The 24894-nt window shown below is 69.0% G+C and carries 21 protein-coding genes, 1 pseudogene and 1 riboswitch; of the genes and pseudogenes, 9 read left to right on the forward strand and 13 right to left on the reverse strand.

The features are described 5' to 3' along the window. Positions 1-1235, forward strand: a 1235-nt coding sequence (locus ABZT02_RS42515; protein ID WP_356027987.1) for a cytochrome P450, incomplete at its 5' end; no start/stop codon positions are given. Positions 1236-1239: 4 nt separating this feature from the next. On the opposite strand, the gene ABZT02_RS42520 is transcribed toward ABZT02_RS42515, so the two are convergent. Then, entirely contained in the window at positions 1240-2205 is a 966-nt protein-coding gene (locus ABZT02_RS42520; RefSeq protein WP_356027989.1) for a helix-turn-helix domain-containing protein, read from the reverse strand. A 92-nt stretch (positions 2206-2297) separates the two neighbouring features. Here ABZT02_RS42520 and ABZT02_RS42525 point away from each other — a divergent pair, with 92 nt between their 5' ends. Beyond that, on the forward strand, positions 2298-2522 hold the full coding sequence (locus ABZT02_RS42525; RefSeq protein ID WP_356027992.1) for a hypothetical protein: 225 nt from the start codon (positions 2298-2300) through the stop codon (positions 2520-2522). Here the strand turns inward: ABZT02_RS42525 and ABZT02_RS42530 are convergent. The 8 genes from ABZT02_RS42530 to ABZT02_RS42565 form a co-directional block, all read right to left on the reverse strand. Then, on the reverse strand, positions 2489-2983 hold the full coding sequence (locus ABZT02_RS42530; protein ID WP_356027994.1) for a hypothetical protein: 495 nt from the start codon (positions 2981-2983) through the stop codon (positions 2489-2491). The two genes, ABZT02_RS42525 and ABZT02_RS42530, sit on opposite strands and share 34 nt — an antisense overlap. Before the next feature lie 103 nt (positions 2984-3086). Further along, complete coding sequence (locus tag ABZT02_RS42535) at positions 3087-5144, reverse strand: putative Ig domain-containing protein (protein ID WP_356027996.1); 2058 nt, start codon at positions 5142-5144, stop codon at positions 3087-3089. Positions 5145-5482: 338 nt separating this feature from the next. Next, positions 5483-6490, reverse strand: a complete 1008-nt coding sequence (locus tag ABZT02_RS42540; protein ID WP_356027998.1) for a ribonucleotide-diphosphate reductase subunit beta — start codon at positions 6488-6490, stop codon at positions 5483-5485. 56 nt (positions 6491-6546) lie between these two features. Next, positions 6547-8913, reverse strand: a complete 2367-nt coding sequence (locus tag ABZT02_RS42545; protein ID WP_356028001.1) for a ribonucleoside-diphosphate reductase subunit alpha — start codon at positions 8911-8913, stop codon at positions 6547-6549. Positions 8914-9060: 147 nt separating this feature from the next. Beyond that, positions 9061-9143: riboswitch (cobalamin riboswitch) on the reverse strand. 77 nt (positions 9144-9220) lie between these two features. Beyond that, positions 9221-9724 (reverse strand): GNAT family N-acetyltransferase, encoded by a 504-nt coding sequence (locus ABZT02_RS42550; RefSeq protein WP_356028003.1) that lies wholly within the window; start codon positions 9722-9724, stop codon positions 9221-9223. 104 nt (positions 9725-9828) lie between these two features. Beyond that, on the reverse strand, positions 9829-11454 hold the full coding sequence (mctP, locus tag ABZT02_RS42555) for a monocarboxylate uptake permease MctP (RefSeq protein ID WP_356028006.1): 1626 nt from the start codon (positions 11452-11454) through the stop codon (positions 9829-9831). Beyond that, the gene (locus tag ABZT02_RS42560; protein WP_356028009.1) at positions 11451-11702 is read right to left on the reverse strand and encodes a DUF3311 domain-containing protein; all 252 of its coding nucleotides are present in this window, start codon (positions 11700-11702) and stop codon (positions 11451-11453) included. Before ABZT02_RS42560 ends, mctP begins: the two co-directional genes overlap by 4 nt. A 245-nt stretch (positions 11703-11947) precedes the next feature. Next, positions 11948-12712, reverse strand: coding sequence for a GntR family transcriptional regulator (locus ABZT02_RS42565; RefSeq protein ID WP_356028011.1), 765 nt, complete (start codon positions 12710-12712; stop codon positions 11948-11950). A 306-nt stretch (positions 12713-13018) separates the two neighbouring features. On the opposite strand from ABZT02_RS42565, the gene ABZT02_RS42570 reads away from it, so the two are divergent. The 4 genes from ABZT02_RS42570 (at position 13019) to ABZT02_RS42585 (ending at position 18100) form a co-directional block, all read left to right on the forward strand. Further along, the gene (locus tag ABZT02_RS42570) at positions 13019-14302 is read left to right on the forward strand and encodes an extracellular solute-binding protein (RefSeq protein ID WP_356028014.1); all 1284 of its coding nucleotides are present in this window, start codon (positions 13019-13021) and stop codon (positions 14300-14302) included. Positions 14303-14781: 479 nt separating this feature from the next. Further along, positions 14782-15768, forward strand: a complete 987-nt coding sequence (locus ABZT02_RS42575; RefSeq protein WP_356028016.1) for a sugar ABC transporter permease — start codon at positions 14782-14784, stop codon at positions 15766-15768. After that, positions 15765-16607 carry a carbohydrate ABC transporter permease gene (locus ABZT02_RS42580; protein ID WP_356028019.1) on the forward strand — a complete coding sequence of 281 codons (843 nt, stop codon included), beginning with the start codon at positions 15765-15767 and terminating at the stop codon, positions 16605-16607. Before ABZT02_RS42575 ends, ABZT02_RS42580 begins: the two co-directional genes overlap by 4 nt. An 8-nt stretch (positions 16608-16615) precedes the next feature. After that, positions 16616-18100, forward strand: coding sequence for a glycoside hydrolase family 3 protein (locus ABZT02_RS42585; RefSeq protein ID WP_356028021.1), 1485 nt, complete (start codon positions 16616-16618; stop codon positions 18098-18100). Positions 18101-18167: 67 nt separating this feature from the next. Here the strand turns inward: ABZT02_RS42585 and nagB are convergent, their stop codons facing one another. After that, positions 18168-18953 carry a glucosamine-6-phosphate deaminase gene (gene nagB / locus ABZT02_RS42590; protein ID WP_356028023.1) on the reverse strand — a complete coding sequence of 262 codons (786 nt, stop codon included), beginning with the start codon at positions 18951-18953 and terminating at the stop codon, positions 18168-18170. Between the two features lie 278 nt (positions 18954-19231). Here nagB and ABZT02_RS42595 point away from each other — a divergent pair. Next, positions 19232-19542 (forward strand): annotated as a pseudogene (locus ABZT02_RS42595) (glucosamine-6-phosphate deaminase); the annotation flags it as partial. A gap of 165 nt (positions 19543-19707) precedes the next feature. On the opposite strand, the gene ABZT02_RS42600 reads toward ABZT02_RS42595, so the two are convergent. Further along, complete coding sequence (locus tag ABZT02_RS42600) at positions 19708-20460, reverse strand: SDR family oxidoreductase (protein WP_356028026.1); 753 nt, start codon at positions 20458-20460, stop codon at positions 19708-19710. Positions 20461-20553: 93 nt separating this feature from the next. Here ABZT02_RS42600 and ABZT02_RS42605 point away from each other — a divergent pair, with 93 nt between their 5' ends. Continuing rightward, a complete protein-coding gene (locus ABZT02_RS42605) occupies positions 20554-21195 on the forward strand; it encodes a TetR/AcrR family transcriptional regulator (RefSeq protein ID WP_356028028.1) in 642 nt (213 codons plus the stop codon). Between the two features lie 376 nt (positions 21196-21571). Further along, positions 21572-23047, forward strand: coding sequence for a PAS domain-containing sensor histidine kinase (locus ABZT02_RS42610; protein ID WP_356028031.1), 1476 nt, complete (start codon positions 21572-21574; stop codon positions 23045-23047). A 204-nt stretch (positions 23048-23251) separates the two neighbouring features. Here the strand turns inward: ABZT02_RS42610 and ABZT02_RS42615 are convergent, their stop codons facing one another. Further along, positions 23252-23509 carry a WhiB family transcriptional regulator gene (locus tag ABZT02_RS42615; protein ID WP_006142322.1) on the reverse strand — a complete coding sequence of 86 codons (258 nt, stop codon included), beginning with the start codon at positions 23507-23509 and terminating at the stop codon, positions 23252-23254. Between the two features lie 321 nt (positions 23510-23830). Further along, positions 23831-24799 carry a diacylglycerol kinase family protein gene (locus tag ABZT02_RS42620; protein ID WP_356028033.1) on the reverse strand — a complete coding sequence of 323 codons (969 nt, stop codon included), beginning with the start codon at positions 24797-24799 and terminating at the stop codon, positions 23831-23833. Between the last annotated feature and the right edge of the window lie 95 nt (positions 24800-24894).

Consider the following 24894-nt stretch of genomic DNA (forward strand, 5'->3'; position numbering starts at 1 on the left):
TGCGGCGGCACGGCGATGTCGTACGCCTCAGGCTCGGCCCGAAGACGGTGTACGCGCCCACCACCCCCGAACTGACCGGAGCCGTGGCGCTCAACCCGGACTTCATCATCGCCGGTCCGCTGTGGGAGTCCCTGGAGGGACTGGTCGGCAAGGAGGGCGTGGCCACCGCGAACGGCCCGCAGCACCGGCGGCAACGGCGCACCATCCAGCCCGCGTTCCGGCTCGACGCGATACCTGCGTACGGGCCGGTCATGGAGGAGGAGGCGCAGGCGCTGGCCGAGCGCTGGCGGCCGGGTGAGACCGTCGACTGCACCTTGGAGTCCTTCCGGGTCGCCGTGCGCATCGCGGCCCGCTGTCTGCTGCGCGGCGACTACATGGACGAGCGCGCCGAGCGGCTGTGCGTCGCTCTCACGACCGTCTTCCGGGGCATGTACCGGCGGATGGTGATACCCGCGGGGCCGCTGTACCGGCTGCCGCTGCCGGCCAACCTCGCATTCAACCGCGCGTTGGCCGATCTGCATCTCGTGGTCGACGAGATCGTCGCCGAACGCCGGGCATCCGGTCAAAAGCCGGACGATTTGCTGACGGCATTGCTGGCGGCGAAGGATGCGAATGGCGACCCCATCGGGGAACAGGAGATCCACGACCAGGTCGTCGCGATACTCACCCCCGGCGGCGAAACGGTCGCGTCCACGATCATGTGGCTGCTTCAGGTGCTCGCCGAACATCCGGAACACGCGGACAAGGTGTGCGCGGAAGTCGAATCGGTCACCGGTGGCCGTCCTGTGGCATTCGAGGACGTCCGGTCGCTCAGGTACACGAACTATGTGGTGGTCGAGACCATGCGTTTGTGGCCCGCGGTATGGATTTTGACGCGGCGGGCGGTACGGGACACAGAACTCGGTGGCTATCGCATTCCGGCCGGGTCCGACATCGTCTACAGTCCGTACGCGATCCAGCGCGATGCGAAGTCCTTCGACGACAGCGCGGTCTTCGACCCCCTGCGCTGGAGTCCCGAGCGGGCCAAGTCGGTTCCGAAACACGCCATGAGCCCGTTCAGCACCGGCAATCGCAAGTGCCCTAGCGACCACTTCTCGATGGCCCAGCTGACGCTGCTCACGGCGGCGCTGGCCCGGAAGTACCGCTTCGAGCAGGTGGCCGGCTCGGACGACACCCCCCGCCCCGGCATCACCCTGCGGCCGAACCGGCTCCTGGTGCGGCCGGTGGCCCGGTGACGGGTCAGGCGGCCGCCTCCGGGCCCTGGAAGGTGCGCCGGTAGGCGTTCGGAGTGGTGCCCACCGCGCGCAGGAACTGGTGACGCAGCGCGGCAGCCGTGCCGAAGCCCGCGCGGCCCGCGATCGCGTCCACCGTCTCGTCCGTCGCCTCCAGCAGCCGCTGGGCCAGCAGCACCCGCTGGCGCAGGATCCAGCGGTAGGGAGTCGTACCCGTCTCCTGCTGGAAGCGGCGGGCGAAGGTGCGCGGGGACATGAGCGCCCGCTCGGCGAGCTGCTCGACGGTGACCTCCTCGTCGAGGTGCCGCTCCATCCACACGAGCACCTCGCCGACGGTGTCGCACTTCGACGCGGGCAGCGGCCGCTCGATGTACTGCGCCTGGCCGCCGTCCCGGTGCGGCGGTACGACCATGCGCCGGGCGATCTTGTTGGCGACCTCGGTGCCCTGCTCCTTGCGCACGATGTGCAGACAGGCGTCGATGCCGGCGGCGGTGCCGGCGGAGGTGATCACCGGGTCCTCGTCGACGTACAGGACGTCCGGCTCGACCGTCAGGCGCGGATACGCGCGCGCCAGCTCCTCCGCGTGGTGCCAGTGCACGGTGCAGCGCCGGCCGTCGAGCAGTCCGGCGGCGGCGAGCACGAAGACGCCGGAGCACACGCTGAGCACCCGGGCCCCGCGGTCGACCGCGCTGCGCAGGGCCTCCAGCAGCTCGGGCGGGAAGTCCCGCGTCTCGTAGCGGGCGCAGGCCGGCACGGTGATCAGGTCGGCCGACTCCAGCCGCTCCAGGCCGTGTTCGACGTGCAGGGCGAAGCCCGACCGCGAGGTCAGCCGGGGCCCCTCGGCCGAGGCGACCGCGAAGTCGTACACGGGCAGCCCGTCATCGCTGCGGTCGGTCCCGAAGACCTCGCAGACGACACCGAGCTCGAAGGGGTTCACACCGTCCAGGACGACTGCGGCCACGTTTTTCAGCATGCTGCCAGTGTGCCCCAGGGCTGGCAGTAAATCGAGGGTGTGCGGCAGTCCTGCCACTGTTTGTCAGGAGTCTGCGGCGCGACAGTAGTGACATGACTACCGCACAGACACAAGGACTGATCGGAATGCTGCTCGTTCTCGGAATCCTCGTCCTGCTGGTGCTCCCGTCGGTGATCGGGATCGTGCACGACCGTCGCGTCGACCGGCAGATCCGCGAGGCCGAGCAGGCCCGCCGGGAGAACGAGGGACAGCTCACCAAGGCGCTGCGTCCCGCGCGGCAGCGCTACTTCACCAGCACGGTGACCCACCACTCCTGAATGCCCTTGCACGAGACCCGGCCGGTCTCGGTGGCGCACAGCGGACGTGTCGAACTGAGCCGCACGGTGCCCGCCGAGACCGCCTTGTACGCGGCGTTCGCGTCCCCCGGTAGCAGGACTATTCCGCTGTTGGTCGCCTCCAGACCACTGCCCTGGACGGCGACCGGCTTCCACGGGCGCCCCTTGGTGCCGTCCAGGGAGATCCGGACCGTGTCGCCCACCGCCAGGCAGACCGTGTCACCACTGTCGGCCGCGTCGAGCTCGGACCCGGAGGCGCAGCCGGGCGAGGGCGCCGCGGATGACGGCGCGGCGGTTGACGGCGCGGCGGTTGACGGCGACGGCGACACGGTGCCGTCGCCGTTGCTCCCGTCGCTGCCGGCTTGGCTGCCGCAGCCCGCGCTCGCGAGCAGCAGGGTCAGCGCGGCGAGCGCGAGGGTCGTGTGACGGTTCGTACGGCGCATGAGGGCCTCCTGTTCCCCTTGGACGTATGACCCGTACACCTGGATCCAGGCCGGGCCCCGGTCGCGAAAGCGGCGACCGGGGCCCGGGGTCATGCGGAGGAGGTCAGCCGGTCGTCACGGCGGTGTCGTCGAGGACGAAGCTGGTCTGGAGCGAGGAGTCCTCGACACCGCTGAACTTCAGGGTGACGGTAGAGCCGGCGTACGAGGACAGGTCGAAGGACTTCTGGGCGTAACCGGACGCCGCGTTGACGTTGGAGTAGGTGGCCAGGGTGGTCGAACCGGCGGTGACCGTCAGCTTGTCGTAGGCGGTGCTGCCGGTCTCCGCGGTGTCGATGTGCAGGTAGAAGGTGAAGGTGGCCTTGCAGCCGCTCGGCACGGTCACCGACTGGGACAGCGTGTCGGTGTGCGCGGAGCCGTACCCGTCCAGCCAGGCGTAGTACGAACCGGCGTGCGCCGACTCGTCACTGGAGTTGGTGATGACGCCGCTGGAGGAGGTCCAGGTGGTGCTGCCCGACTCGAAGCCCGGGTTGCCGAGCAGCTGGGACGAGGTGCAGGTGCTGCTGCTGGAACCGACCGTCCAGGTGAAGGAGGCCGAGCCGGAGGCGCCGGTCGAGTCCTTCGCGGTGACGGTGACCTGGTAGGTGCCCGCGGTGGACGCCGTACCGGAGATCTTGCCGGTCGAGCTGCTGATCGACAGCCCGGTCGGCAGGCCGCTCGCGCTGTAGGTGAGGGTGGCGCCCGCGCTGTCGCTCGCGCTGATCTGCAGGCTGACCGAGCCGCCGGTCGTCGTGGACTGGCTGCCCGGGTTGGTGACCGTCACCGTGTTGCCGGTGCTGGTGCCCGTGGTGAAGGCGGTGGTGCCGTTGGGGGTGCCCCAGCCGGTCGGGCCGTCGTAGCCGGTGGTCGCGGTGCAGAAGTACGAGGGGGAGCAGGAGCCGTTGTTGCCGCTGGTGACGTCGTACAGGTTGCTCGTGTGGCTGTAGGGGTACTTCGCCGGGTAGTCGCCGGAGCCCGGGGTGCCCGCAAGCGCGTAGACGCCCGCGATGATCGGCGACGAGGCGCTCGTACCGCCGTAGACGGCCCAGCCGGAACCGCCGTAGGTGTCGTACACGGCCACGCCGGTGGCGGGGTCGGCGACGGCGGAGACGTCGGCCTCCATGCGCTTGCCGCAGCCGGTGTCGGTCTGCCAGCTCGGCTTCGGGTCGTAGGCCGAGCAGCCCGAGCCGGTGCCCTCGGTGGAGCTGGTCTTCCACACGGACTCGGTCCAGCCGCGGGAGTTCGAGGACGTGGAGAGGGCGGTTCCACCGACCGCGGTCACGTACTGGGAGGTCGCCGGGTACTCGGCACCGTAGGCGGAGTCACCGGCGGAGACGGTGATGGCGACACCGGGGTGCTTGAAGTACGAGGTGTCCTCGCTGGTCTGGGAGGAGGCCTCGTCGCCGCCCCAGCTGTTGGACACGAACTTGGCGCCGAGCGTGACGGCCTCGTTCTCGGCGATGCCGAGGTCGGAGTCGTTGGCGGAGTTGGCCTCGACGAGGACGATGTTGCAGTTCGGGCAGACGGCGCTGACCATGTCGATGTCGAGCGCTTCCTCGCCGGCCCAGCCCGTGTCGTTGGTCGGCAGCGAGGTGGTGGAACCGGTCTGGCTGACCTGCTTGAAGCATCCGTTGGCGACCGTGCACGCCGACAGGCCGTAGGTCGAGCGGTAGGTCGCCAGGTCGGCGGCCGCGTTGGGGTCGTTGTACGCGTCGACCACGGCGACGGTCAGGCCCGTGCCGCCCGTCGAGGGCAGGTTGTAGGCGCTGTGGAGGTTGGCCGGGCTGAGCCCGGAGGGAGTGGCGGCGGCGACCGCGGAGGCCAGCCGTTGCTTGATGTCGGTCCGGCGCTGGGCGAAGCAGGACGCCTGACCGGGGGCCGCGGTGGCACACAGGTGCGTGGTCGGCACCTTCTGGCCGGCCTTGCCGGTCGAGTGGAAGGCCTGCCGGCCGGGAGAGGTGAGCGCGGTGGAGTTCTGGGTGACGCGGGAGGTGGGCGCGGCGGCGGGCGCTGCCTGCGCCGGCACCGAGACGAGTCCCGCCAGGCCGAGGGCGAGGGCGGGTATGGCGGTGGTCAGGAGTCTTCGCAGGTTCCGTCCGGACGTACCGGTGCGTGTCTGAAGCATGGGGTACTGCCTCCGTCGTGGGAGTGGGGTTCTCGACGCGGGTGGCAGGCCTTTGACGCGCGTAGCGGCGGCGGTGCGCGATGCCGTCATGGGCATGACACTTCTACCGTCCTGTGCATGCCGTGTGTGGGCATGACAGGACGGCCAGAACGTAACCGGGCCGGACGAGACCGGAACAGGTGCCTCAGTAGAACTTTGCCGCCCCATAGGTGGTCCATGGACGGCCGATGGAGGACCGATGGAGGGCCCATGGACGGCCCATGGCCGGTCCATGGCCCACTCCCGGCACGGCCAACTCGGGCCGCTGCCGTCGCCGTTGTCGCGGTTCCGCGGTCTCCTCAGAAGTCCTCGTCCAGGTCGACCGTGCCCTCCACGGCCACCTGGTAGGCGGACGGACGCCGCTCGAAGAAGTTGGTCAGCTCCTGGACGCCCTGGAGCTCCATGAAGGAGAACGGGTTCTCCGAGCCGTACACCGGGGCGAAGCCGAGGCGCGTCAGGCGCTGGTCGGCGACACACTCCAGGTACTGCCGCATCGACTCCGTGTTCATGCCGGGCAGTCCCTCGCCGCACAAATCGCGCGCGAACTGCAGTTCCGCCTCCACGGCCTCCGCCAGCATGTCGGTCACCTGCTGCTGGAGCTGCTCGTCGAAGAGCTCCGGCTCCTCCTTGCGGACGGTGTCGACCACGTCGAAGGCGAAGGACATGTGCATGGTCTCGTCGCGGAACACCCAGTTGGTGCCGGTGGCGAGGCCGTGCAGCAGGCCCCGGCTGCGGAACCAGTAGACGTACGCGAAGGCGCCGTAGAAGAAGAGACCCTCGATGCAGGCGGCGAAGCAGATCAGGTTGAGGAGGAAACGGCGGCGGTCGGCCTGGGACTCGAGGCGGTCCAGCTTCTCGACCTCGTTGATCCACCGGAAGCAGAACTCGGCCTTCTCGCGGATGGAGGGGATGTTCTCCACGGCGTCGAAGGCCGCCGCCCGGTCCGCCGGGTCGGGGAGGTAGGTGTCGAGCAGCGTCAGATAGAACTGGACGTGCACGGCCTCCTCGAAGAGCTGCCTGCTCAAGTACAGGCGTGCCTCGGGGGAGTTGATGTGCTTGTACAGCGTCAGCACCAGGTTGTTCGCCACGATCGAGTCGCCCGTCGCGAAGAACGCCACCAGGCGGCCGATCAGATGCTGCTCGGCGGCGCTGAGCTTCGCGAGGTCGGAGACGTCCGAGTGGAGGTCGACCTCCTCGACGGTCCAGGTGTTCTTGATGGCGTCCCGGTAGCGCTCGTAGAAGTCCGGGTAGCGCATGGGGCGGAGGGTCAGCTCGAAGCCCGGGTCGAGAAGGTTCTTGGCAGTCATATCTGTCGGCGCGAAGCGCTGTCCTTCAGGGGCGGTGGTCGGGCGACGGGTGGGCATTACTGGCAGGCCTCGCAGGACTCGGGGTTTTCCAGGGAGCAGGCGACGGCGTCCGTCTCCTGTTGTACGGGGACCGTCGCCTGTGCGGCGCGGGCGATGCGGGTCGCCGGGCGCGAGCGCAGGTAGTACGTCGTCTTCAGCCCGGACTTCCAGGCGTACGCGTACATCGAGGAGAGCTTGCCGATGGTCGGCGTCTCCAGGAAGAGGTTCAGGGACTGGGACTGGTCGAGGAACGGGGTCCGTGCCGCCGCCATGTCGATCAGACCGCGCTGCGGGATCTCCCAGGCCGTGCGGTACAACGCCCGTACGTCCTCGGGGATCCACGCGAAGTCCTGCACCGAGCCGTTGGAGTCGCGCAGCGCCTCACGGGTGCGGGCGTCCCAGACTCCGAGCTCCTTCAGCTCGGCCACCAGATACGAGTTGACCTGGAGGAACTCCCCGGACAGCGTCTCGCGCTTGAACAGGTTGGAGACCTGCGGCTCGATGCACTCGTACACCCCGGCGATCGAGGCGATGGTGGCGGTGGGCGCGATGGCGAGGAGCAGGGAGTTGCGCAGTCCGGTGGCGGCGATACGGCCGCGCAGGGCCGCCCACCGCTCGGGCCAGGTGAGTTCGACGTCGTAGTGGTCGGGGTGCAGGACACCCTGTGCCGTACGGGTCTTCTCCCAGGCCGGCAGCGGACCGCTCCGCTCGGCGAGGTCGGCGGAGGCCTCGTAGGCGGCGAGCATGACGCGCTCGGCGATCCGGGTGGAGAGCCGCCTGGCCTCGGGGGAGTCGAAGGGCAGGCGCAGCTTGAAGAACACGTCCTGCAGGCCCATCGCGCCGAGCCCGACGGGACGCCACTTGGCGTTGGACCGCCCGGCCTGCTCGGTCGGGTAGAAGTTGATGTCGACGACCCGGTCGAGGAAGGTCACGGCGGTGCGGACGGTGGCGTCCAGCCGCTCCCAGTCGATGTCACCGGCCCTAGTGTCGACGAACGCCCCCAGGTTCACCGACCCCAGGTTGCAGACCGCCGTCTCCCCGTCGTCCGTGACCTCCAGGATCTCCGTGCAGAGGTTGGAGGAGTGGACCGTGTGCCCGGGCAGCGCCGTCTGGTTGGCCGTGCGGTTGGCGGCGTCCTTGAAGGTCATCCAGCCGTTGCCGGTCTGCGCGAGGGTGCGCATCATGCGGCCGTAGAGGTCACGGGCCGGGATGGTCCTGCGCGCGAGACCCTGCGCCTCGGCCTTCCGGTACGCCGCGTCGAACTCGTCGCCCCACAGGTCGACCAGCTCGGGCACGTCGGCCGGGGAGAACAGCGACCACTGCGCGTCGGCGTTCACCCGGCGCATGAACTCGTCCGGGATCCAGTGCGCGAGGTTCAGGTTGTGCGTACGGCGGGCGTCCTCACCGGTGTTGTCCCTGAGCTCCAGGAACTCCTCGATGTCGGAGTGCCAGGTCTCCAGGTAGACCGCGGCCGCGCCCTTGCGCCGGCCACCCTGGTTCACGGCGGCGACCGAGGCGTCGAGGGTCTTCAGGAACGGGACGATGCCGTTGGAGTGCCCGTTGGTGCCGCGGATCAGCGAACCGCGGGAGCGGATGCGGGAGTACGAGAGACCGATGCCGCCGGCGTGCTTCGAGAGGCGGGCGACCTGCTGGTAGCGGTCGTAGATGGAGTCGAGCTCGTCCTTCGGGGAGTCGAGGAGGTAGCAGGACGACATCTGGGGGTGCCGGGTGCCGGAGTTGAAGAGGGTGGGGGAGGAGGGGAGGTAGTCGAGGCGGCTCATGAGGCCGTAGAGCGCGGCGACTTCGTCGAGTGCGCGGGAGGTGTCGTCCTCGGCGAGACCGGCGGCGACGCGCAGCAGGAAGTGCTGGGGCATCTCGATGATCTTGCGGGTGATCGGGTGCCGCAGGAGGTAGCGGCTGTGCAGGGTGCGCAGGCCGAAGTAGCCGAAGCGGTCGTCCGCCTCGGTGTCGACCAGCGCGTCGAGCCGCTCGGCGTGGATCCGCACGAACTCGGCGGTCCGGTCGGCGATGAGGCCCTCGCGGTGGCCGACGGCGATGGAGCCGGTGAACGAGGTGACGCCCTGTGAGGCGGCCTCGGCGGCGATGGAGACGGTCAGCAGCCGGGCCGCCAGCCTGCTGTACGCGGGGTCCTCGGAGATGAGGCCGGCCGCCGCCTCGGTGGCCAGCTCGCGCAACTCCGCGACCATCTCGGCGGAGGCTCCCCGCGCGGACCGGCCGCGCAGCGCGGCGGCGGCGACCCGGCCGGGGTCGGCGTCGGGGAGGTCGGCGGTCAGCGCGGTCAGGGTCCGCAGCAACGCGGTTCCGGGACCGTCCTCGTCCACCAGGGTGGTCGCTGAAGCCGGGTCGGCTGGCGCGATGGTCACGTGGGGCTCTCCCTCGCTGGGCACGGGGGCCTTGCGGAGGGCAGGGGGCAGCACACGAGCGCGCACGGCGTCGCGTCCACCGGCCCACTCCACGAGGCCCGGACGTCATCACACCCGGGCCGGGATGGCACGGGCGTGCTGTCGACAGGTCCTCGGACTGACTCTCATGTGCGCTTATGCACGCATGAGTACACCGTTGCGGGACAGTTCCGGATTCGCACCGGATTCCCCTGCGGCGACAGCGAGCATGAGCATACATCTTGTGTCGGGTTGCGGTGACGCCCCCAGATGTTGTGTCGCGCCGGTTTCAGAGGGTCAACTCATAGGTGAGGAGAGTGAAGTCCGGAGCCTCCGGTACGGGGTGCCAGTCGCGCTCCGGGGCGCGGGTGAAGCCGAGGCGTTCGTAGAGGCGGTGGGCCGTACGCATGGTGGGCTGGGTGCACAGGACGAGGCTCTTGCCCGCGGCGGTCGCCCGCTCGACGCAGGCCTGTACGAGGGCCTGTCCGACGCCTCTGCCGCGGGCCGCGTGGGACACGGCGAGCATGCGGATCTCCGCCTCTCCGGGGCGGGCGAGTTCGGCCATGGGGCTGCCGGAGGGTACGAAGGTGACTCCGCCGAGGAGGTGGTCGTCAGCTGTGGCCACCAGGACCTCCGCGGTTTCCGCGCGCTTGGCCACGTCCTTGAGCTCCGCCAGGTACCAGTCTTTCTCGCCGCCGAATGCCAGGAGGCCGTCGTTCAGGTAGGCATCCGCGGTGATGTCGCCGAGGGGTGCGTAGTCGGTGGGTTCCGCTGGGCGGATCAGGATGTCCATGTGGGTGAGTGTGCAGGAAAGCGGGCCGCCGAGGGTCGTGCTCTCGGTGGCCCGCTGCGGGTTGTGCGTGGTTGCTCGCGCAGTTCCCCGCGCCCCTGGGTGGGTCAGTGCGATGTCCCTGCCGTCGCCGGCGGAAGCTCCACCTCGACCCCCGGGTCGCCCGCGTCCGCCGTGTAGTCCTCCGGGCTGGTCTCGTCGATGCCGTCGGGGGCCTTCAGCGCCTTCAGGACGAAGGTCAGGACCACCGTGACGACGACGTTGAGCACGAACGCCGTCAGACCGATGTAGCCGATCTCGCCGATGCCCGGGATCTCCTTGGACGAGCCGCCGAAGTGCTTCTGGGTCGGGGAGGCGACGCCGTACGCGGCGACCGTGCCGTAGACCATGCCGACCGCCCAGCCGGCGAGCAGCGCCCAGCGGTGGAACCAGCGGGTGAACAGGCCGCCGACCAGGGCCGGGAAGGTCTGCAGGATCCAGATTCCGCCCAGGAGCTGGAAGTTGATGGCGACCGTCTTGTCCATGGTGAGGACGAAGACCAGGGCGCCGACCTTCACCAGGAGCGAGACCAGCTTGGAGACCTTCATCTCCTGGGCCGGAGTGGCGTGCGGCTTGATGAAGTCCTTGTAGATGTTGCGGGTGAAGAGGTTCGCGGCCGCGATCGACATGATCGCCGCCGGTACCAGGGCGCCGATGCCGATCGCCGCGAACGCCACGCCCGCGAACCACGCCGGGAACATGTTCTCGAACAGCTGGGGGATGGCGAGCTGGCCGTTGGTGACCTTCACACCGGCCGCGATCGCCATGAAGCCGAGCAGGGCCAGCAGACCCAGCATCAGCGAGTACAGCGGCAGGATCGTGGTGTTGCGGCGGATCACCTCACGGCTCTTCGAGGAGAGCGTCGCGGTGATCGAGTGCGGGTACATGAAGAGCGCCAGCGCGGAGCCCAACGCGAGCGTGGCGTACGTCCATTGGCCTGGCTCGGCGGGGGCCAGCGCGCCGCGCGGCTTGCCGGTCGCCGGGTTGGTCTGGCTGAACGCCTCGCCCGCCTTCGTGAAGATGTCGTCGAACCCGCCCAGCTTGATCGGGATGTAGATGATCGCCACCGCGATGACGATGTAGATCAGCGTGTCCTTCACGAACGCGATCAGCGCGGGGGCCCGCAGACCCGAGGAGTACGTGTAGGCCGCGAGCACGCCGAAGGCGATCAGCAGCGGGAGGTCCTTCACGAACCAGTTCGTGTCCTGGCCGCCGCCGACGCCCATCACGTCGAGGACCGCCTGGATGCCGACCAGTTGGAGCGCGATGTACGGCATCGTCGCCAGGATGCCGGTGACCGCCACCGCCAGCGACAGACCCTTCGAGCCGAACCGGCCGCGCACGAAGTCCGAGGTCGTCACATAGCCGTGCTTGTGCGAGACCGACCAGAGGCGGGGCAGGAACGTGAAGATCAGCGGGTAGACGAGGATCGTGTACGGCACCGCGAAGAAGCCGGCCGCGCCCGCCGCGTAGATCGCCGCGGGCACCGCGACGAAGGTGTACGCCGTGTAGAGGTCGCCGCCCAGCAGGAACCAGGTGACCCAGGTGCCGAACGAACGGCCGCCCAGCCCCCATTCGTCGAGGCTGTCGCTCTCGGCCCGGCGCCAGCGAGCGGCCAGGAAGCCCATGACCGTGACGGCCAGGAAGAAGATGATGAAGACGGTGAGTGCCACGCCGTTGACGCCGTCGTTCACTTGGCACCTCCGTGGCGGGCGCGCTGGTCACGCTGCCAGAGCTTGTACGCGGTCATCGTCAGCGCGGTGGAGATCAGCACCCACAGCATCTGGTACCAGTAGAAGAAGGGGATCCCGATGAAGGCCGGATCCACCTTGGCGTACGAGCCGACCCACAGCATCGCCACGAACGGGGCGATCAGGCAGACGGCGATGACCACCCGTACCGGTGTCACCACCGGTGGTCTCACTTCAGGTGCGTCCGACATTCCCTGGCTCCGTCCCCTCGCTGATCACCTGTAACGCGCAGGCAATGTAGGTCACCGTGTCACGTGAGCGGAAGACCTCGTCCGCATATCGGTATGTCGATTCTGTGAAGCATCCATCAGGGGGCGACGAGGGTTTTGGATGACGGTGGTTCGGGCGTTCGCGGTAGGCACGAGGCGGTCCTCCCGTCCAGGCGGAGTCGGGAGGACCGTAGAGCAGGAAGCGTGGTTGCGCTACAGGGCGTGCATCAGTCGACCGGCCGCTTGAGGCGGGCCACGAACTTGTACCGGTCGCCCCGGTACACCGACCGCACCCATTCCACCGGCTCGCCCGTCTTGTCGAACGAGTGGCGGGACAGCATCAGCATCGGCAGGCCCACGTCGGTGCCGAGCAGGCCGGCCTCGCGGGGGGTGGCCAGGGAGGTCTCGATGGTCTCCTCGGCCTCGGCGAGATGGACGTCGTAGACCTCGGCGAGCGCCGTGTAGAGGGACGTGTACTTGACCAGTGACCTGCGCAGGGCCGGGAAGCGCTTGGCGGAGAGGTGGGTCGTCTCGATGGCCATCGGCTCGGCGTTGGCCATGCGCAGCCGCTCGATGCGCAGCACCCGGCCGCCGGCGGTGATGTCGAGGAGCTCGGCGAGACGGTCGTCGGCGGTGATGTAGCCGATGTCGAGCAGCTGCGAGGTGGGTTCGAGGCCCTGGGCGCGCATGTCCTCCGTGTAGGAGGTGAGTTGCAGCGCCTGCGAGACCTTCGGCTTGGCGACGAAGGTGCCCTTGCCCTGGATGCGCTCCAGCCGCCCCTCGACCACCAGCTCCTGAAGGGCCTGGCGCACGGTGGTGCGGGAGGTGTCGAACTCGGCGGCGAGCGTGCGCTCGGGCGGTACCGGCGTACCGGGCGACTGCGTCTCCGTCATGTCGAGCAGGTGCTTCTTCAGGCGGTAGTACTTGGGCACGCGCGCGATACGGACGCCTGCCCCGCCCTCGGTCTCCGCACTGCTGACGTCGCTGCTCATGGTCTGCCTTCCCGGCTCCGGATGCGGATCACATCGTGATCCCTTCTGTATACCGTCGCCACCCCTTTTGGTCTAGTCCACAGAGGTGAGTGGTCTAGCGGACGAGAGTACTCCGCCGCCGCGGTTTTCGCTGGCTTCTTTACTAATGGTTCCTGCATATGTAGGTCGCATAACGGCTGGTCAGGGCCGTTTCGAGCACCCTTGACAGGCTTCGTGGTCTGGTCCAAGCTCCCCCTACTGGTCTACACCATTGGTCCAGGTCCCGGCCTGTGGGCGGGAGGTGTGGGCATCCCTGAGGAGGGTGGCGTGAAGCGCAAGCTGGCAGTCGCGATCGGTATCGCGGGCATGATGGTCTCCGTCGCGGCATGTGGGGGCAGCGACAGCGGAAGTTCGGACAACAGCGGCGCGGACGCCAAGGAGCTGACCGTCTGGCTCACCGTCGACGCCCAGAACAACTGGCCCGGGCTGGTGAAGGCCGCGGACGCGGCGGTCCAGAAGAAGCACCCCGGCATCAAGATCAACCACGAGTACTACGGCTGGCCCGACAAGAACACCAAGCTCGACGCGGTCCTCGCCACCGACAAGGCCCCCGACGTGGTCGAGATGGGCAACACCGAGATGCTCGGCTACATGGTCAAGGGCGCCTTCGCTCCCCTCGACACGTCGAAGTTCACCAACTCGTCCGCCTGGCTCGACGGCCTCAAGGCCTCGGTGACCTACGACGGCAAGACCTACGGCGTCCCGTACTACGCGGGCGGCCGCGTCGGCAACTGGCGCAAGGACGTCTTCGCCTCGGTCGGCGTCAAGTCCACGCCGAAGACCTACGCGGAGCTCACCGCCGCGCTGGACAAGGTCCAGAAGAAGGAGGGCGACAAGTTCTCCGCCTGGTACCAGCCCACCCGTGACTGGTACGCGGCCATGTCCTTCGTCTACGACGCCGGCGGCTCCATCGCGGTCGAGTCGGGCGGCCAGTGGAAGGGCAACCTCTCCTCGCCGGAGTCCGTCAAGGGCCTGACCGCGTTCAAGAACGTCGTCGACAAGTACATGCACGGCGACAAGACCAAGGACGAGTCCGACCGCTACATCGTCTACGGCCAGGGCAAGTCCGGCATGATCTTCGGCGCGGCCTGGGAGGGGGCCACCTCGGCCGACCCGAAGAACGACAAGACCGGCAAGCTCAAGGACAACCTCGAGAACTTCGTGATGCCGGGTCCGTCGGGCAAGAACATGCCCGTCTTCCTGGGCGGTTCGGACCTCGCCGTCCCGGTCAAGTCCAAGGCGCAGGCCGTCGCCGCCGAGTGGATCAACGCCTTCACCGGTCCCTCCGGCCAGAAGGGCCTGATGGCCAAGGGCAACCTGCCCAACAACAAGACCGACCTCGCCACCCTGAAGAACGACCCGGCGACCGCGGTCCCGGCCACCGCGGCCGAGTCCAACTGGTTCGTCCCGATGGCGCCGGGCTGGGGCCAGGTCGAGAAGGCGCAGGTCCTGCAGACCATGCTCCAGAACATCGGCACCGGCAAGAAGTCGGTGGAGGCGGCGGCCAAGGAGGCCGACGCGGCGATCGACAAGGTCATCAACACCAAGTGACCGCAGGCAGGGCCTCGTTGAGAGCGACGGGGCCCTGCTTCCCGTACGGCCGTGCGGGGTTCGGCCTCCGCACCACCCGGGCGGGGCTCTGCTTTCCGTACGGCCTGTGCGGGGCCGGACCCACGTAGTACCGGTGCGGGGTTCTGATTCCCGTACCACCCGTGCGGGGTCCCGCTTCCCGTACGGCCGTGCGGGTTTCGACTCCCGTACCACCGGTGCGGGGCGCTGCTTCCCGAGCCGGCTGTGTGGGGTGCGACCCCGGTACCACCGTGCGGGGGTCGCCCTCCGCACCACCCGTGCGGGGCCCCGCTTCCCGTACCAGCCGTGCCGGCTTCGGCCTCCGCACCACCCGCGCGGGCTTCGGCCCCGTGCGTCGTGGGGCGGGCTTCCGACCCGTACGTCCCGTGCGGGTCCCGACTCCGCACGACCCGTGCGGGCTTCGCTTCCGTACGACCAGAAGGATCGCTGAGGAGCGCGCGATGAGTGCCGCAGACACGACCACCCCCGCCAAGGCGCCGCCGCCGATGTCCGTACCGCCGCCGCCCACGCCCCCGCCCGCGCCGCCCAGCAGAAAGCGTGCCTTCAGCGGCACTCCCTGGCTGCTGCTCGCCCCCTGTCTGCTCGTCCTCGCCCTGGTCATGGGCTATCCGCTGGTTCGTCTGGTCACGCTGTCCTTCCAGAAGTTCGGGCAGTCCCAGCTGTGGGGCTTCCTGCCGGCCCAGTGGATCGGCCTCGACAACTTCACGGGCGTTCTGAACGACGGCGAGTTCTGGGCTGTCGTCGTGCGGACCATCGTCTTCGCGGCCGGCTGCGTGATCTTCACGATGGTCGCGGGCATGCTGATCGCCCTGCTGCTCCAGCGGGTCTCCGGCTGGGTGAAGACCCTCGTCAACATCGCCCTGGTGGCCAGCTGGGGCATGCCGATCATCGTCGCCACCACCGTGTTCAAGTGGCTGTTCGACGCGGACTACGGCGTTCTCAACGCGCTGCTGAGCAAACTGCCCGGGGTCGACATGATCGGCCACAACTGGTTCGCGAGCGGCCCCCAGGGCCTGGCCGTGATCATGCTCCTGGTGGTCTGGGGTGCCGTGCCCTTCGTCGTGATCACCCTCAGCGCCGGTCTCACCCAGGTCCCCGCCGAACTGGAGGAGGCGGCCCGGCTGGACGGCGCGGGCGCCTGGGGCGTCTTCCGGTATGTCACCCTGCCGATCCTCAAGCCGATCATCGTGATGCTCACGACCCTCTCGGTCATCTGGGACATGGGCGTCTTCCCCCAGGTCTTCGTCATGCGCAACGGCCACCCCGAAGCGGAGTTCCAGCTCCTGACCACCTACTCCTACGACCGGGCCTTCGTGGTCAACGACTACGGGCAGGGCTCCGCGATCGCGCTCATCACCGTGCTGCTGCTGCTCGGTGTGGTCGCCGTCTACATGCGCCAGATGCTGAAGATCGGAGAGGTCGAATGAGCACCCTCGCCCCCGGCACGCCCCGCAGGTCGAAGTTCGGCTGGAACCTCCTCGGTCTCCTCGTCTTCCTCGCGGCCGGCTTCCCCGTCTACTGGATGGTGAACACGGCGTTCAAGCCCGCCAAGGACGCCATCGACCCGGACCCGAGCCTGCTGCCGACCGGCCTCACGCTGGACAACTTCCGGCGTGCGCTGGACATCGCCGACTTCTGGGGCCCGGTCGGCCGCAGCCTCATCGTGTCCCTGTCGGTCGTGGCGATCGGCATCGTGGTGGGCACGCTGGCCGCGCTCGCCATCTCCCGCTTCGACTTCCGCGGCCGCAAGGTCGTGATCGTGGCCATCCTGGCGGTCCAGATGGTCCCCCTGGTCGCGATGATCATCCCGGTCTTCCTGCTGCTCAACGACCTCGACCAGTACGACAAACTGTCGGGCCTGATCATCACGTACCTGACCTTCATCCTCCCCTTCACGGTGTGGACGCTGCGCGGCTTCATCGTCAACATCCCGAAGGAACTGGAGGAGGCGGCGATGGTGGACGGCTGCTCCCGCACCAGCGCCTTCATCCGCGTGGTCTTCCCGCTGCTCGCCCCCGGCATGGTCGCCACCTCGGTCTACGCCTTCATCCTGGCCTGGAACGAGTACCTGTACGCCCTCATGCTGCTCAGCCAGAAGAACCAGACCGCGACCGTCTGGCTCGGCAACTTCACCACCAAACACGGCACCGAATACGCCCCGATGATGGCCGGTTCCACCATGATGGCCGTGCCGATCGTGGTCCTCTTCCTCCTCGTCCAGCGCAAGATGGCCGCGGGTCTCACCGCGGGCGCCGTGAAGGGATAACGCCCCCGATGACGACTATCGCCAGCGGCACAGACACCTTGACGCGGGACGCCCTGACCGTCCTCCAGCCCGGCTTCACCGGCACCACCGCCCCCGACTGGCTGCTCCGCCGCCTCGGCGAGGGCCTCGCCTCGGTCGGCCTGTTCGGTCGCAACATCGCCTCACCGGAACAACTGGCCGCCCTGACGGCCCAGTTGCGCGCCGAACGCGACGACGTCCTGGTCGCCATCGACGAGGAGGGCGGTGACGTCACCCGCCTGGAGGTGCGCACCGGCTCGTCCTTCCCCGGCAACCACGCCCTCGGCGCGGTGGACGACCTGGAACTGACACGAAAGGTGGCCGCGGAACTGGGCCGCCGCCTCGCGGCCTGCGGGGTCAACCTCAACTGGGCCCCCTCGGCCGACGTGAACTCCAACCCGTCCAACCCGGTGATCGGTGTCCGCTCCTTCGGCGCCTCCGCCGACCTGGCCGCCCGGCACACGGCGGCCTATGTCACCGGGTTGCAGTCGGCGGGCGTCGCCGCCTGCACCAAGCACTTCCCGGGCCACGGCGACACCGCGATCGACTCCCACCTCGCCCTGCCGCGCATCGACGTGGACGAGTCGGTACTCCTCGAGCGGGAACTGCGGCCCTTCCGCGCGGCCATCGCCGCCGGCACCCGCGCGGTGATGACCGCCCACATCCTGGTCCCCGCCCTGGACCCGGACCGCCCGGCAACGCTGTCCCCCAAGGTGCTGACCGAGCTGCTGCGCGGCGAACTCGGCTACACCGGGCTCATCGTCACCGACGGCATGGAGATGCAGGCCATCGCCGGCACCTACGGCATCGAGCGCGGCAGCGTCCTGGCCGTCGCCGCCGGCGCCGACGCGATCTGCGTGGGCGGCGGCCTCGCCGACGACGAGACGGTACGACGCCTGCGCGACGCCCTGGTCTCGGCGGTCCGCTCGGGCGAACTCCCCGAGGAGCGGCTCGCGGAAGCGGCGGAACGCGTCCGCACGCTGGCCCACTGGACGGCCGCCGGCGCGGCCGACGCACAGGTGCCGGCCGACGAGGAGGTGGGACTGCGGGCGGCCCGAAGGGCGTTGCGCATCACCGGCGCGGACGGCTTCACCCCCCTCACCACGGCGCCCTACGTCGCCGCCCTCACCCCGGTGGCCAACGTGGCCGTAGGCGACGAAACACCCTGGGGCGTCGCCGCCGAACTCGCCCGTCTGCTCCCCGGCACGGAAACCGGCAGCTTCGCGGGCGAGGACGCGGGCCTGGCCGCCCTGGCCGCGGCCGGTCCCCGCCGCATCGTGGCCGTGGTCCGCGACGAACACCGCCACCCCTGGATGGGGGTGGCCCTGGACACCGTCCTCAGGACCCGCCCCGACACGATCGTGATCGAAATGGGTCTCCCTCAGGCCCCCGCCCGAGGAGCCCTGCACATCGCGACCCACGGCGCGGCAAGGGTGTGCGGCAGAGCGGCGGCGGAGGTCATCGCGGGGGAGTAGGTCCTACGACAAGACAGGTGCCGGTCCCCCTTCGAGGGGACCGGCGCCTGTCTTGGCCAGGGCCGCCCTAAATCCCCTGCCAGTCAGGCTTGTTGACAAACGTGTGCCGGAAGTAGTCCGCCAGCTTCAACTTGGAAGCAGCCCCCTCGTCCACGACCACCGTCGCATGCGGATGCAACTGCAGCGCCGACGCGGGACACACCGCGGCGACCGGCCCCTCCACCGTCGCCGCCACCGCATCGGCCTTGCCCTCACCCGTGGCGAGCAGCACCAGATGACGGGCCTCGAGAATCGTCCCGATCCCCTGGGTGATCACATGGTGAGGCACCTGCGCGATGTCCCCCTCGAAGAAGCGCGCGTTGTCCACCCGCGTCTGCTCGGTCAACGTCTTGATCCGGGTCCGCGAGGCCAGCGAGGAGCACGGCTCGTTGAACCCGATGTGCCCGTCCGTCCCGATCCCGAGCAGCTGCAGATCCACGCCCCCGGCATCGGCCAGCGCCGAGTCGTACGCCTCACACGCACCGGGGATGTCCTGAGCCGTTCCGTCCGGCCCGATGAAGGAGGCCATCGGAATCCCCAGCGGCTCCAGCACCTCGCGCCGCAGCACCGAGCGGTACGACTCGGGATGCTCGGCCGGCAGCCCCACATACTCGTCGAGCTGGGCTATCCGTGCCCGCGAGGCGTCCACGGCACCGGACCGCACCTTCGCGGCCAGGGCCTCGTAGATGGGCAGCGGGGTGGAGCCGGTCGCCACACCGAGCAGGGCGTCGGGCTTGCGCCGGAGCAGCTGGGCCATGGCCTCGGCGATGAGCTCGCCACCCGCCTTGGCATCCGGAACGATGACAACTTCCACGCTGGGCCTGCCGATCTGAGGGAAACGGTCTGATCTGTAGAAACGGTCTGAACAGAGAGGGCTCGACCGGACCCCGGTGCGGCCCATGTGGTTTAGACCAATCTAACAGAATCGGGTTCCACGGCCCAGGTCTCCGACTGCCGTCACCGCGCCCCCTGGCGGACAGGTGCCAGTTCGCGCGGGAGAGCGGAAGAGGGAGCGGAACAGGGCGGGCCACGACCACCCTCACGACACCCGGCCCCCTGAGCGAACGCCCCGGCCGGATCGTGGCCCGCGAGATGGCCGAACAGCCCGCCGTTCTGCGCCGCATCCTGGCCGAGGGTGCCCCGGCCGTCCGCAAGGTCGCCCAGGAGATCGCCGACCCCGCACCCCGCTTCGCCCTGCTCACCGCCCGCGGCACCTCCGAGAACGCGGCCCTCTACGCCAAGGACCTCTTCGAAGTCCGCCGCGGCCTGCCCTGCGGCCTGCCCTGCGCCTGACCTCCACGTCGACGACCACCGCCTACGGTGCCCGTTCCGACCTCGCCGACGTCTTCGTCGTCACCGCCGGCCAGTCCGGCGGCTCCCCGGACCTGGTGGCCTCGACCCGGGTTTTGTCCTGCCGACCGACGGCGTGCCCGGGGAGGTCCAGCCCGTCCTGGAGATCATCCCCCTCCAGCTCCTGCCCACGAGTCACCATCGCCCACGGCCAGGACCCGGACGCGCCGGGCGCCCTGGCGAAGGCGACAAAGGCGCACTGATCCCCGCGGGACGGCTCACGGCATCGAACCTCCCGTGGCATCTACCCAGCTCCCGGTCACCCACCGCCCGTCGTCCGAGGCCAGGAAGGCCACCACGTCCGCGACGTCGGCAGGTGTCCCCACCTGTCCCAGCGCCGAAAAGGCCTCCGCCTGCGCCCAGCCGCCCTCGGTGCGGTGCAGCAGCTCGGCGGTGTTGTCGGTGTCGATCAGGCCGGGTGCCACCGAGTTCACCCGGATACCCCGGGTGCCCAGGACCTTGGACAGATCGCGGGAGAACACGTCCAGCGCGCCCTTCGTCATGGCGTACGCCATGTTGTGCGGCATGGCGGCGGTACGGGCGAGCCCCGACGAGACGTTGATGATCCGGCCGCCGTCCCGCAGGCGTATCGAGCCCTGCTTGACCAGGAAGAACGGCGCCTTCACATTCACCGCGAAGAGCCGGTCGTACTCCTCTTCGTCGATCTCCTCGATGGGGCGTGAGGAGCCGATGCCCGCGTTGTTCACCAGGATGTCCAGCCCGTCCGCGTGCCGGTCGAACTCCTCCCAGAGACGGTCGACGGCCTCGGGTGCCTCCAGCTCGGCCCCGATCGTGAAGGCGCGGCCGCCGGCCGCCTCGATCGAGGCGACCGTCTCCTTCGCCGCCGCCTCACTCCTGCCGTAGTGCACCGCCACCCGCGCGCCGTCCCGCCCGAGGCGCTCGGCGATGCCCCGCCCGATACCCCTGCTCGCCCCCGTCACGAGAGCCGTCCTGCCCGTGAGTGCGCCCATGTCGTCGTCCCTCATTTCTCTAGCGGTCGATACAGAAAAAACCGTACAGGCTCTCCACGACCTTTCTCTAGTACTCGCTATACAATTCACTCCATGGTGGGCAGCGAGGAGACGGAAGCGCAGGTCAAGCCTGCGGTCAGAAGAGCGAAACCCCGTGGACGCCCTCGGTCCTTCGACCGTGCGACCGCTCTGGAGAAGGCGATCCTGGCCTTCTGGGAGCACGGATACGAGGCCACGTCCGTCTCCGACCTGACCCGCGTCATGGACATCGGGGCCCCCAGTCTCTACGCGGCCTTCGGTGACAAGCGGTCACTGTTCGAGGAGGTCGTGAGGGAGTACGGGGTCCGGTACGGCTCCTTCGGTGACCGTGCCCTCGCCGAGGAGCCCACCGCCCGGGCCGCGGTGGAGCGGATGCTGAGGGAGGCCGCCGCCGAGTACACGGCCCCCGGCCATCCGCACGGCTGCCTCGTCATCCATGCCGCCACCAACTGCTCCACCCCGGAGGTCGAGGAGTCGCTGCGTGGTCGGCGCAACGCGAACATTGCCGCCCTCGAGAGCCGTATCGGCGCCGACATCGCCGCGGGGGAGCTGCCGGCCGGAACCGACGCCGCCGCGCTGGCCCGGTTCACCGGGGCGGTGATCCAGGGCATGTCCCAGCAGGCGCGGGACGGCGCGAGCCGGGAGGAGTTGGAAGCGGTCGCGGAAATTGCCGTGACTATCTGGCCCCGCACATGAACCCACACGCGTTAGGCTGCGTGGTGGATGCTAGGGGGTCCGACCAGTTGGCTCCCCTGGGGAAAGCTCCAACAACAAACAGGCTCCAACGCATGGACACACCTAGTGGTCTAGTCCACAATTGAACCGTGACTTCCGTCTTCCCCGCACAGGAAGGCGGACCGAGGAACCGGAGCTCTCTGCCCTGACTGCCCCGGGTCCTCATCCTCGGCCGACGGGACCGCACACCCCACGGCCGATATTGCTCCGGGCTGCGGTGCCGGGAAGGCTGAGGGTCCTTCCCAGGCGCCGCGGCCCGCGGGTGTTCCCGGGCTCAGGATCCGGCGGCGCGCGGTGTTTTTAGGTCACCCACATACCCCCAGGTACGCTCGCACACGTGCCCTCCATGAACGAACTGGTCCGCCAGCACACCGCCCTCGATGACTCCGACCTCGAGTGGCTGCATCTGCTGGTCTCGGAGTGGCAGTTGCTCTCCGACCTCTCCTTCGCCGACCTCGTCCTGTGGGTCCCCACCCACGACGGCACGCGCTATGTCTCCGTCGCCCAGATGCGGCCCAACACCGGCCCCACCTCCTACCAGGACGACATGGTCGGCCACCTCGTCCCCCGCGGCCGCCGCCCGCTGCTGGACGCGGCGCTCGACGAGGGCCGGATCGTGCGCGAGGGCGACCCGGAGTGGCGCGAGGAGGTCCCGGTCCGCGTCGAGTCGATTCCGGTACGACGGGAGGGGCGCGTCCTCGGTGTCATCGCGCGCAACACCAACCTGCTGACCGTCCGCACCCCCAGCCGCCTCGAACTGACCTATCTGCAGAGCGCGTCCGACCTGGCCCAGATGATCGCGGCCGGCTCCTTCCCGTTCCCCAACCAGCAGATGGACATGGACGCGGCCCCCCGCGTCGGCGACGGCCTGATCCGCCTCGACGCGGACGGCATCGTCCAGTACGCCTCCCCGAACGCCCTGTCCGCCTACCACCGCATGGGCCTGGCCTCCGACCTCGTGGGCCAGCACCTCGGCCGGACCACCGCCGAACTCGCCCCGACCCGCGGCCCGGTGGACGAGGCGCTCGCCAAGGTCGCCAGCGGCTGGGCGCCCCGTGAGTTCGAGATCGAGGCGCACGACGGGGTCATCCAGTTCCGGGCGATTCCGCTCAAACCCAAGGGCACCCGCATCGGTTCACTGGTCCTGCTACGGGACGTGACCGAACTGCGCCGCCGTGAGCGGGAGTTGATCACCAAGGACGCGACCATCCGGGAGATCCACCACCGGGTGAAGAACAACCTCCAGACGGTGGCGGCCCTGCTCCGTCTCCAGGCCCGGCGCATCGAGTCCGACCGCGGCCGGGAAGCCCTCGAAGAGGCGGTACGGCGCGTCGGCTCGATCGCGATCGTGCACGAGACGCTGTCTCAGAACCTGGACGAGCGGGTGGAGTTCGACGAGATCGCCGACCGTGTGCTCGCCATGGTCGCCGAGATCTCCCCGGGCAAGGTCACCGGCCGGCGCACCGGACGCTTCGGCATCCTGGACGCCGAGGTCGCCACCCCCCTGTCCATGGTCCTCACGGAAATCCTCCAGAACGCCCTGGAGCACGGCTTCCGCGAGGGCGAGACAGGCACGGTCGAGGTCTCGGCCGTCCGCGGCGGCACCACCAAGGAGGCCCGCCTCCTCGTCACCGTCCAGGACGACGGTGTCGGTCTGCCCGACGGCTTCGACCCGCACACCGGGGGCAACCTGGGTCTGCAGATCGTACGGACCCTGGTGGAGGGCGAGTTGGGCGGTACGTTCGACATGGTCCCGGCATCGGAGGGCGGTACCCGGGTGATCCTGGACGTGCCGGTGCGGGCGCACAAATAGGGCCGCGCACGGTCCGGACGAGAGTAAGGCCGCGCAGGGTCCCGGGGCGCAGCAAAAAGCCCCGGACCGTTCAGGGGTCCGGGGCTCAAATGCTCGTTGCCAGCGTGTGCTGCGCATCGGGGGTACTGCGCGCTGCGGCTCGGGGGCGGGAGAAGCGTACGCGGTGTACGCGCCGCCAAGCTCAGGCTGTTTTAGGGGCGGGTGTCAGGCAGAAGCCTGACGGGCCCGGTTGCGGGCGGCACGGCGCTTCATGGCGCGACGCTCGTCCTCGCTGAGACCACCCCAGACGCCGGAGTCCTGGCCGGACTCGAGCGCCCACTGCAGACACTGATCCATAACGGGACAGCGACGGCAGACGGCCTTGGCTTCCTCGATCTGCAGCAGCGCAGGACCGGTGTTGCCGATGGGGAAGAAGAGCTCGGGGTCTTCCTCGCGGCAAACGGCGTTGTGACGCCAGTCCATGGCTGCTACCTCTCCTTGGTATTACGTGCAAGTTGCTTGTGAATGTGAACGCTTTCACGAATCCCTCAACAAGTGAAGGGCCGATCGCCGAGTCTTCCCCGGCGTGGTCCTGTGGATTGAAGAGGGGTTCCGGTGGTCTGTGGACGCTGGTGTTGCGGGCTGTCCCGACCGCCACGTAGAGACTCGCAAACCTCAGCGGCGGATACAACCCCTTCCGGAAAGTTTTTTTTGATTCCTCGGTGTCGACTAGGTCACAGCCGTACTTCCATGGGGTGGACCCTGGCCTAAACGTTCGAGTGAAAGGACTTTAGCCCCTTCTGCTCACACAATCACACGCAGTGCACGGCGTACGCCTGTGAACGTCACGCTCGTACGCAGTCCGAGGTGGTCGCCGTCCATCTGGAGGGGCAGGGGCACCTTCGAATGCAAGGTGAACTGGTCCAGGTCGTGCAGGGACACGGCGTGCTTGCCACGCGGGCCGCGTTCGGGGGACGAAGTGAGCAACTGGGTGCCATATCGGGTGATCGCGGGCGTCGTCATACGGCTGAGACCGAGTATGTCGAGGCCTTTATCGAACGACGCCTTAGGTGACGCGTACATCGGGTGATTGCCCAGGAAGGTCCACGGAGAGGTGTTCGAGACTATGGAAAGGACCAGATCGGTCACCGGCTCCGCGTCCGGCCGCTCCACGGTGATCGTCCCGTGCCGGCGGTGCGCCTCACCGAAGAACTGGCGCAATGCCTGACGGACGTAGAGAGCGTGTGTGGATTTCCTGCCCCGCTCCCGCTGCTGCTCCACCCGGCCGACCACACCGGCGTCGAATCCGAGCCCCGCGTTGAAGGTGAACCAGCGTCCCGGCACGGCTTCGTCCTCGGTGCCGGGCGTGCCCGTGGTCAGCCCCAGGCCGACGGTGCGCTCGCTGCCCTCGCGCAGGGCGTCCAGGAGGGCGCCGGTGGCCTCGACCGCGTCGTTGGGCAGGCCGAGGGCGCGGGCGAAGACGTTGGTGGAGCCGCCGGGGACCACGGCGAGGCCGGGGAGGTGCTCGGGCGCGGGGCCGGCGTGCAGGAGGCCGTTGACGACCTCGTTCACGGTGCCGTCGCCGCCCAGGGCCACGACCAGGTCGATGTCCTTGCTCTCCGCCGCCTGCCGGCCCAGGTCGCGCGCGTGGCCGCGGTACTCGGTGGTGACCGCTTCGAGTTTCATCTCGCTCGCGAGCGCGTGGATCAGGACATCGCGCGTACGTGCGCTTGTGGTGGTTGCCGCCGGATTGACCACGAGAAGTGCACGCATGGGTTGCAGCGTACCTACTGGGTGGTACCGGGCACAGGTCGAGGTAGGGATCACGTAAGACTTCGACGCGTGAACCTTGCCACGGAGGCGTGGGG

Source organism: Streptomyces sp. NPDC005402, from assembly GCF_040606575.1.
Lineage (GTDB): Bacteria > Actinomycetota > Actinomycetes > Streptomycetales > Streptomycetaceae > Streptomyces.

Excerpts from the sequence above, each read along its gene's own strand:
- ABZT02_RS42520 (WP_356027989.1), bottom strand. The coding sequence starts at position 2,205 with ATGCTGAAAAACGTGGCCGCAGTCGTCCTGGACGGTGTGAACCCCTTC.
- ABZT02_RS42525 (WP_356027992.1), top strand. The coding sequence starts at position 2,298 with ATGACTACCGCACAGACACAAGGACTGATCGGAATGCTGCTCGTTCTC.
- ABZT02_RS42530 (WP_356027994.1), bottom strand. The coding sequence starts at position 2,983 with ATGCGCCGTACGAACCGTCACACGACCCTCGCGCTCGCCGCGCTGACC.
- ABZT02_RS42535 (WP_356027996.1), bottom strand. The coding sequence starts at position 5,144 with ATGCTTCAGACACGCACCGGTACGTCCGGACGGAACCTGCGAAGACTC.
- ABZT02_RS42540 (WP_356027998.1), bottom strand. The coding sequence starts at position 6,490 with ATGACTGCCAAGAACCTTCTCGACCCGGGCTTCGAGCTGACCCTCCGC.
- ABZT02_RS42550 (WP_356028003.1), bottom strand. The coding sequence starts at position 9,724 with ATGGACATCCTGATCCGCCCAGCGGAACCCACCGACTACGCACCCCTC.
- ABZT02_RS42560 (WP_356028009.1), bottom strand. The coding sequence starts at position 11,702 with ATGTCGGACGCACCTGAAGTGAGACCACCGGTGGTGACACCGGTACGG.
- ABZT02_RS42565 (WP_356028011.1), bottom strand. The coding sequence starts at position 12,712 with ATGAGCAGCGACGTCAGCAGTGCGGAGACCGAGGGCGGGGCAGGCGTC.
- ABZT02_RS42575 (WP_356028016.1), top strand. The coding sequence starts at position 14,782 with ATGAGTGCCGCAGACACGACCACCCCCGCCAAGGCGCCGCCGCCGATG.
- ABZT02_RS42580 (WP_356028019.1), top strand. The coding sequence starts at position 15,765 with ATGAGCACCCTCGCCCCCGGCACGCCCCGCAGGTCGAAGTTCGGCTGG.
- ABZT02_RS42585 (WP_356028021.1), top strand. The coding sequence starts at position 16,616 with ATGACGACTATCGCCAGCGGCACAGACACCTTGACGCGGGACGCCCTG.
- ABZT02_RS42600 (WP_356028026.1), bottom strand. The coding sequence starts at position 20,460 with ATGGGCGCACTCACGGGCAGGACGGCTCTCGTGACGGGGGCGAGCAGG.
- ABZT02_RS42605 (WP_356028028.1), top strand. The coding sequence starts at position 20,554 with ATGGTGGGCAGCGAGGAGACGGAAGCGCAGGTCAAGCCTGCGGTCAGA.
- ABZT02_RS42615 (WP_006142322.1), bottom strand. The coding sequence starts at position 23,509 with ATGGACTGGCGTCACAACGCCGTTTGCCGCGAGGAAGACCCCGAGCTC.
- ABZT02_RS42620 (WP_356028033.1), bottom strand. The coding sequence starts at position 24,799 with ATGCGTGCACTTCTCGTGGTCAATCCGGCGGCAACCACCACAAGCGCA.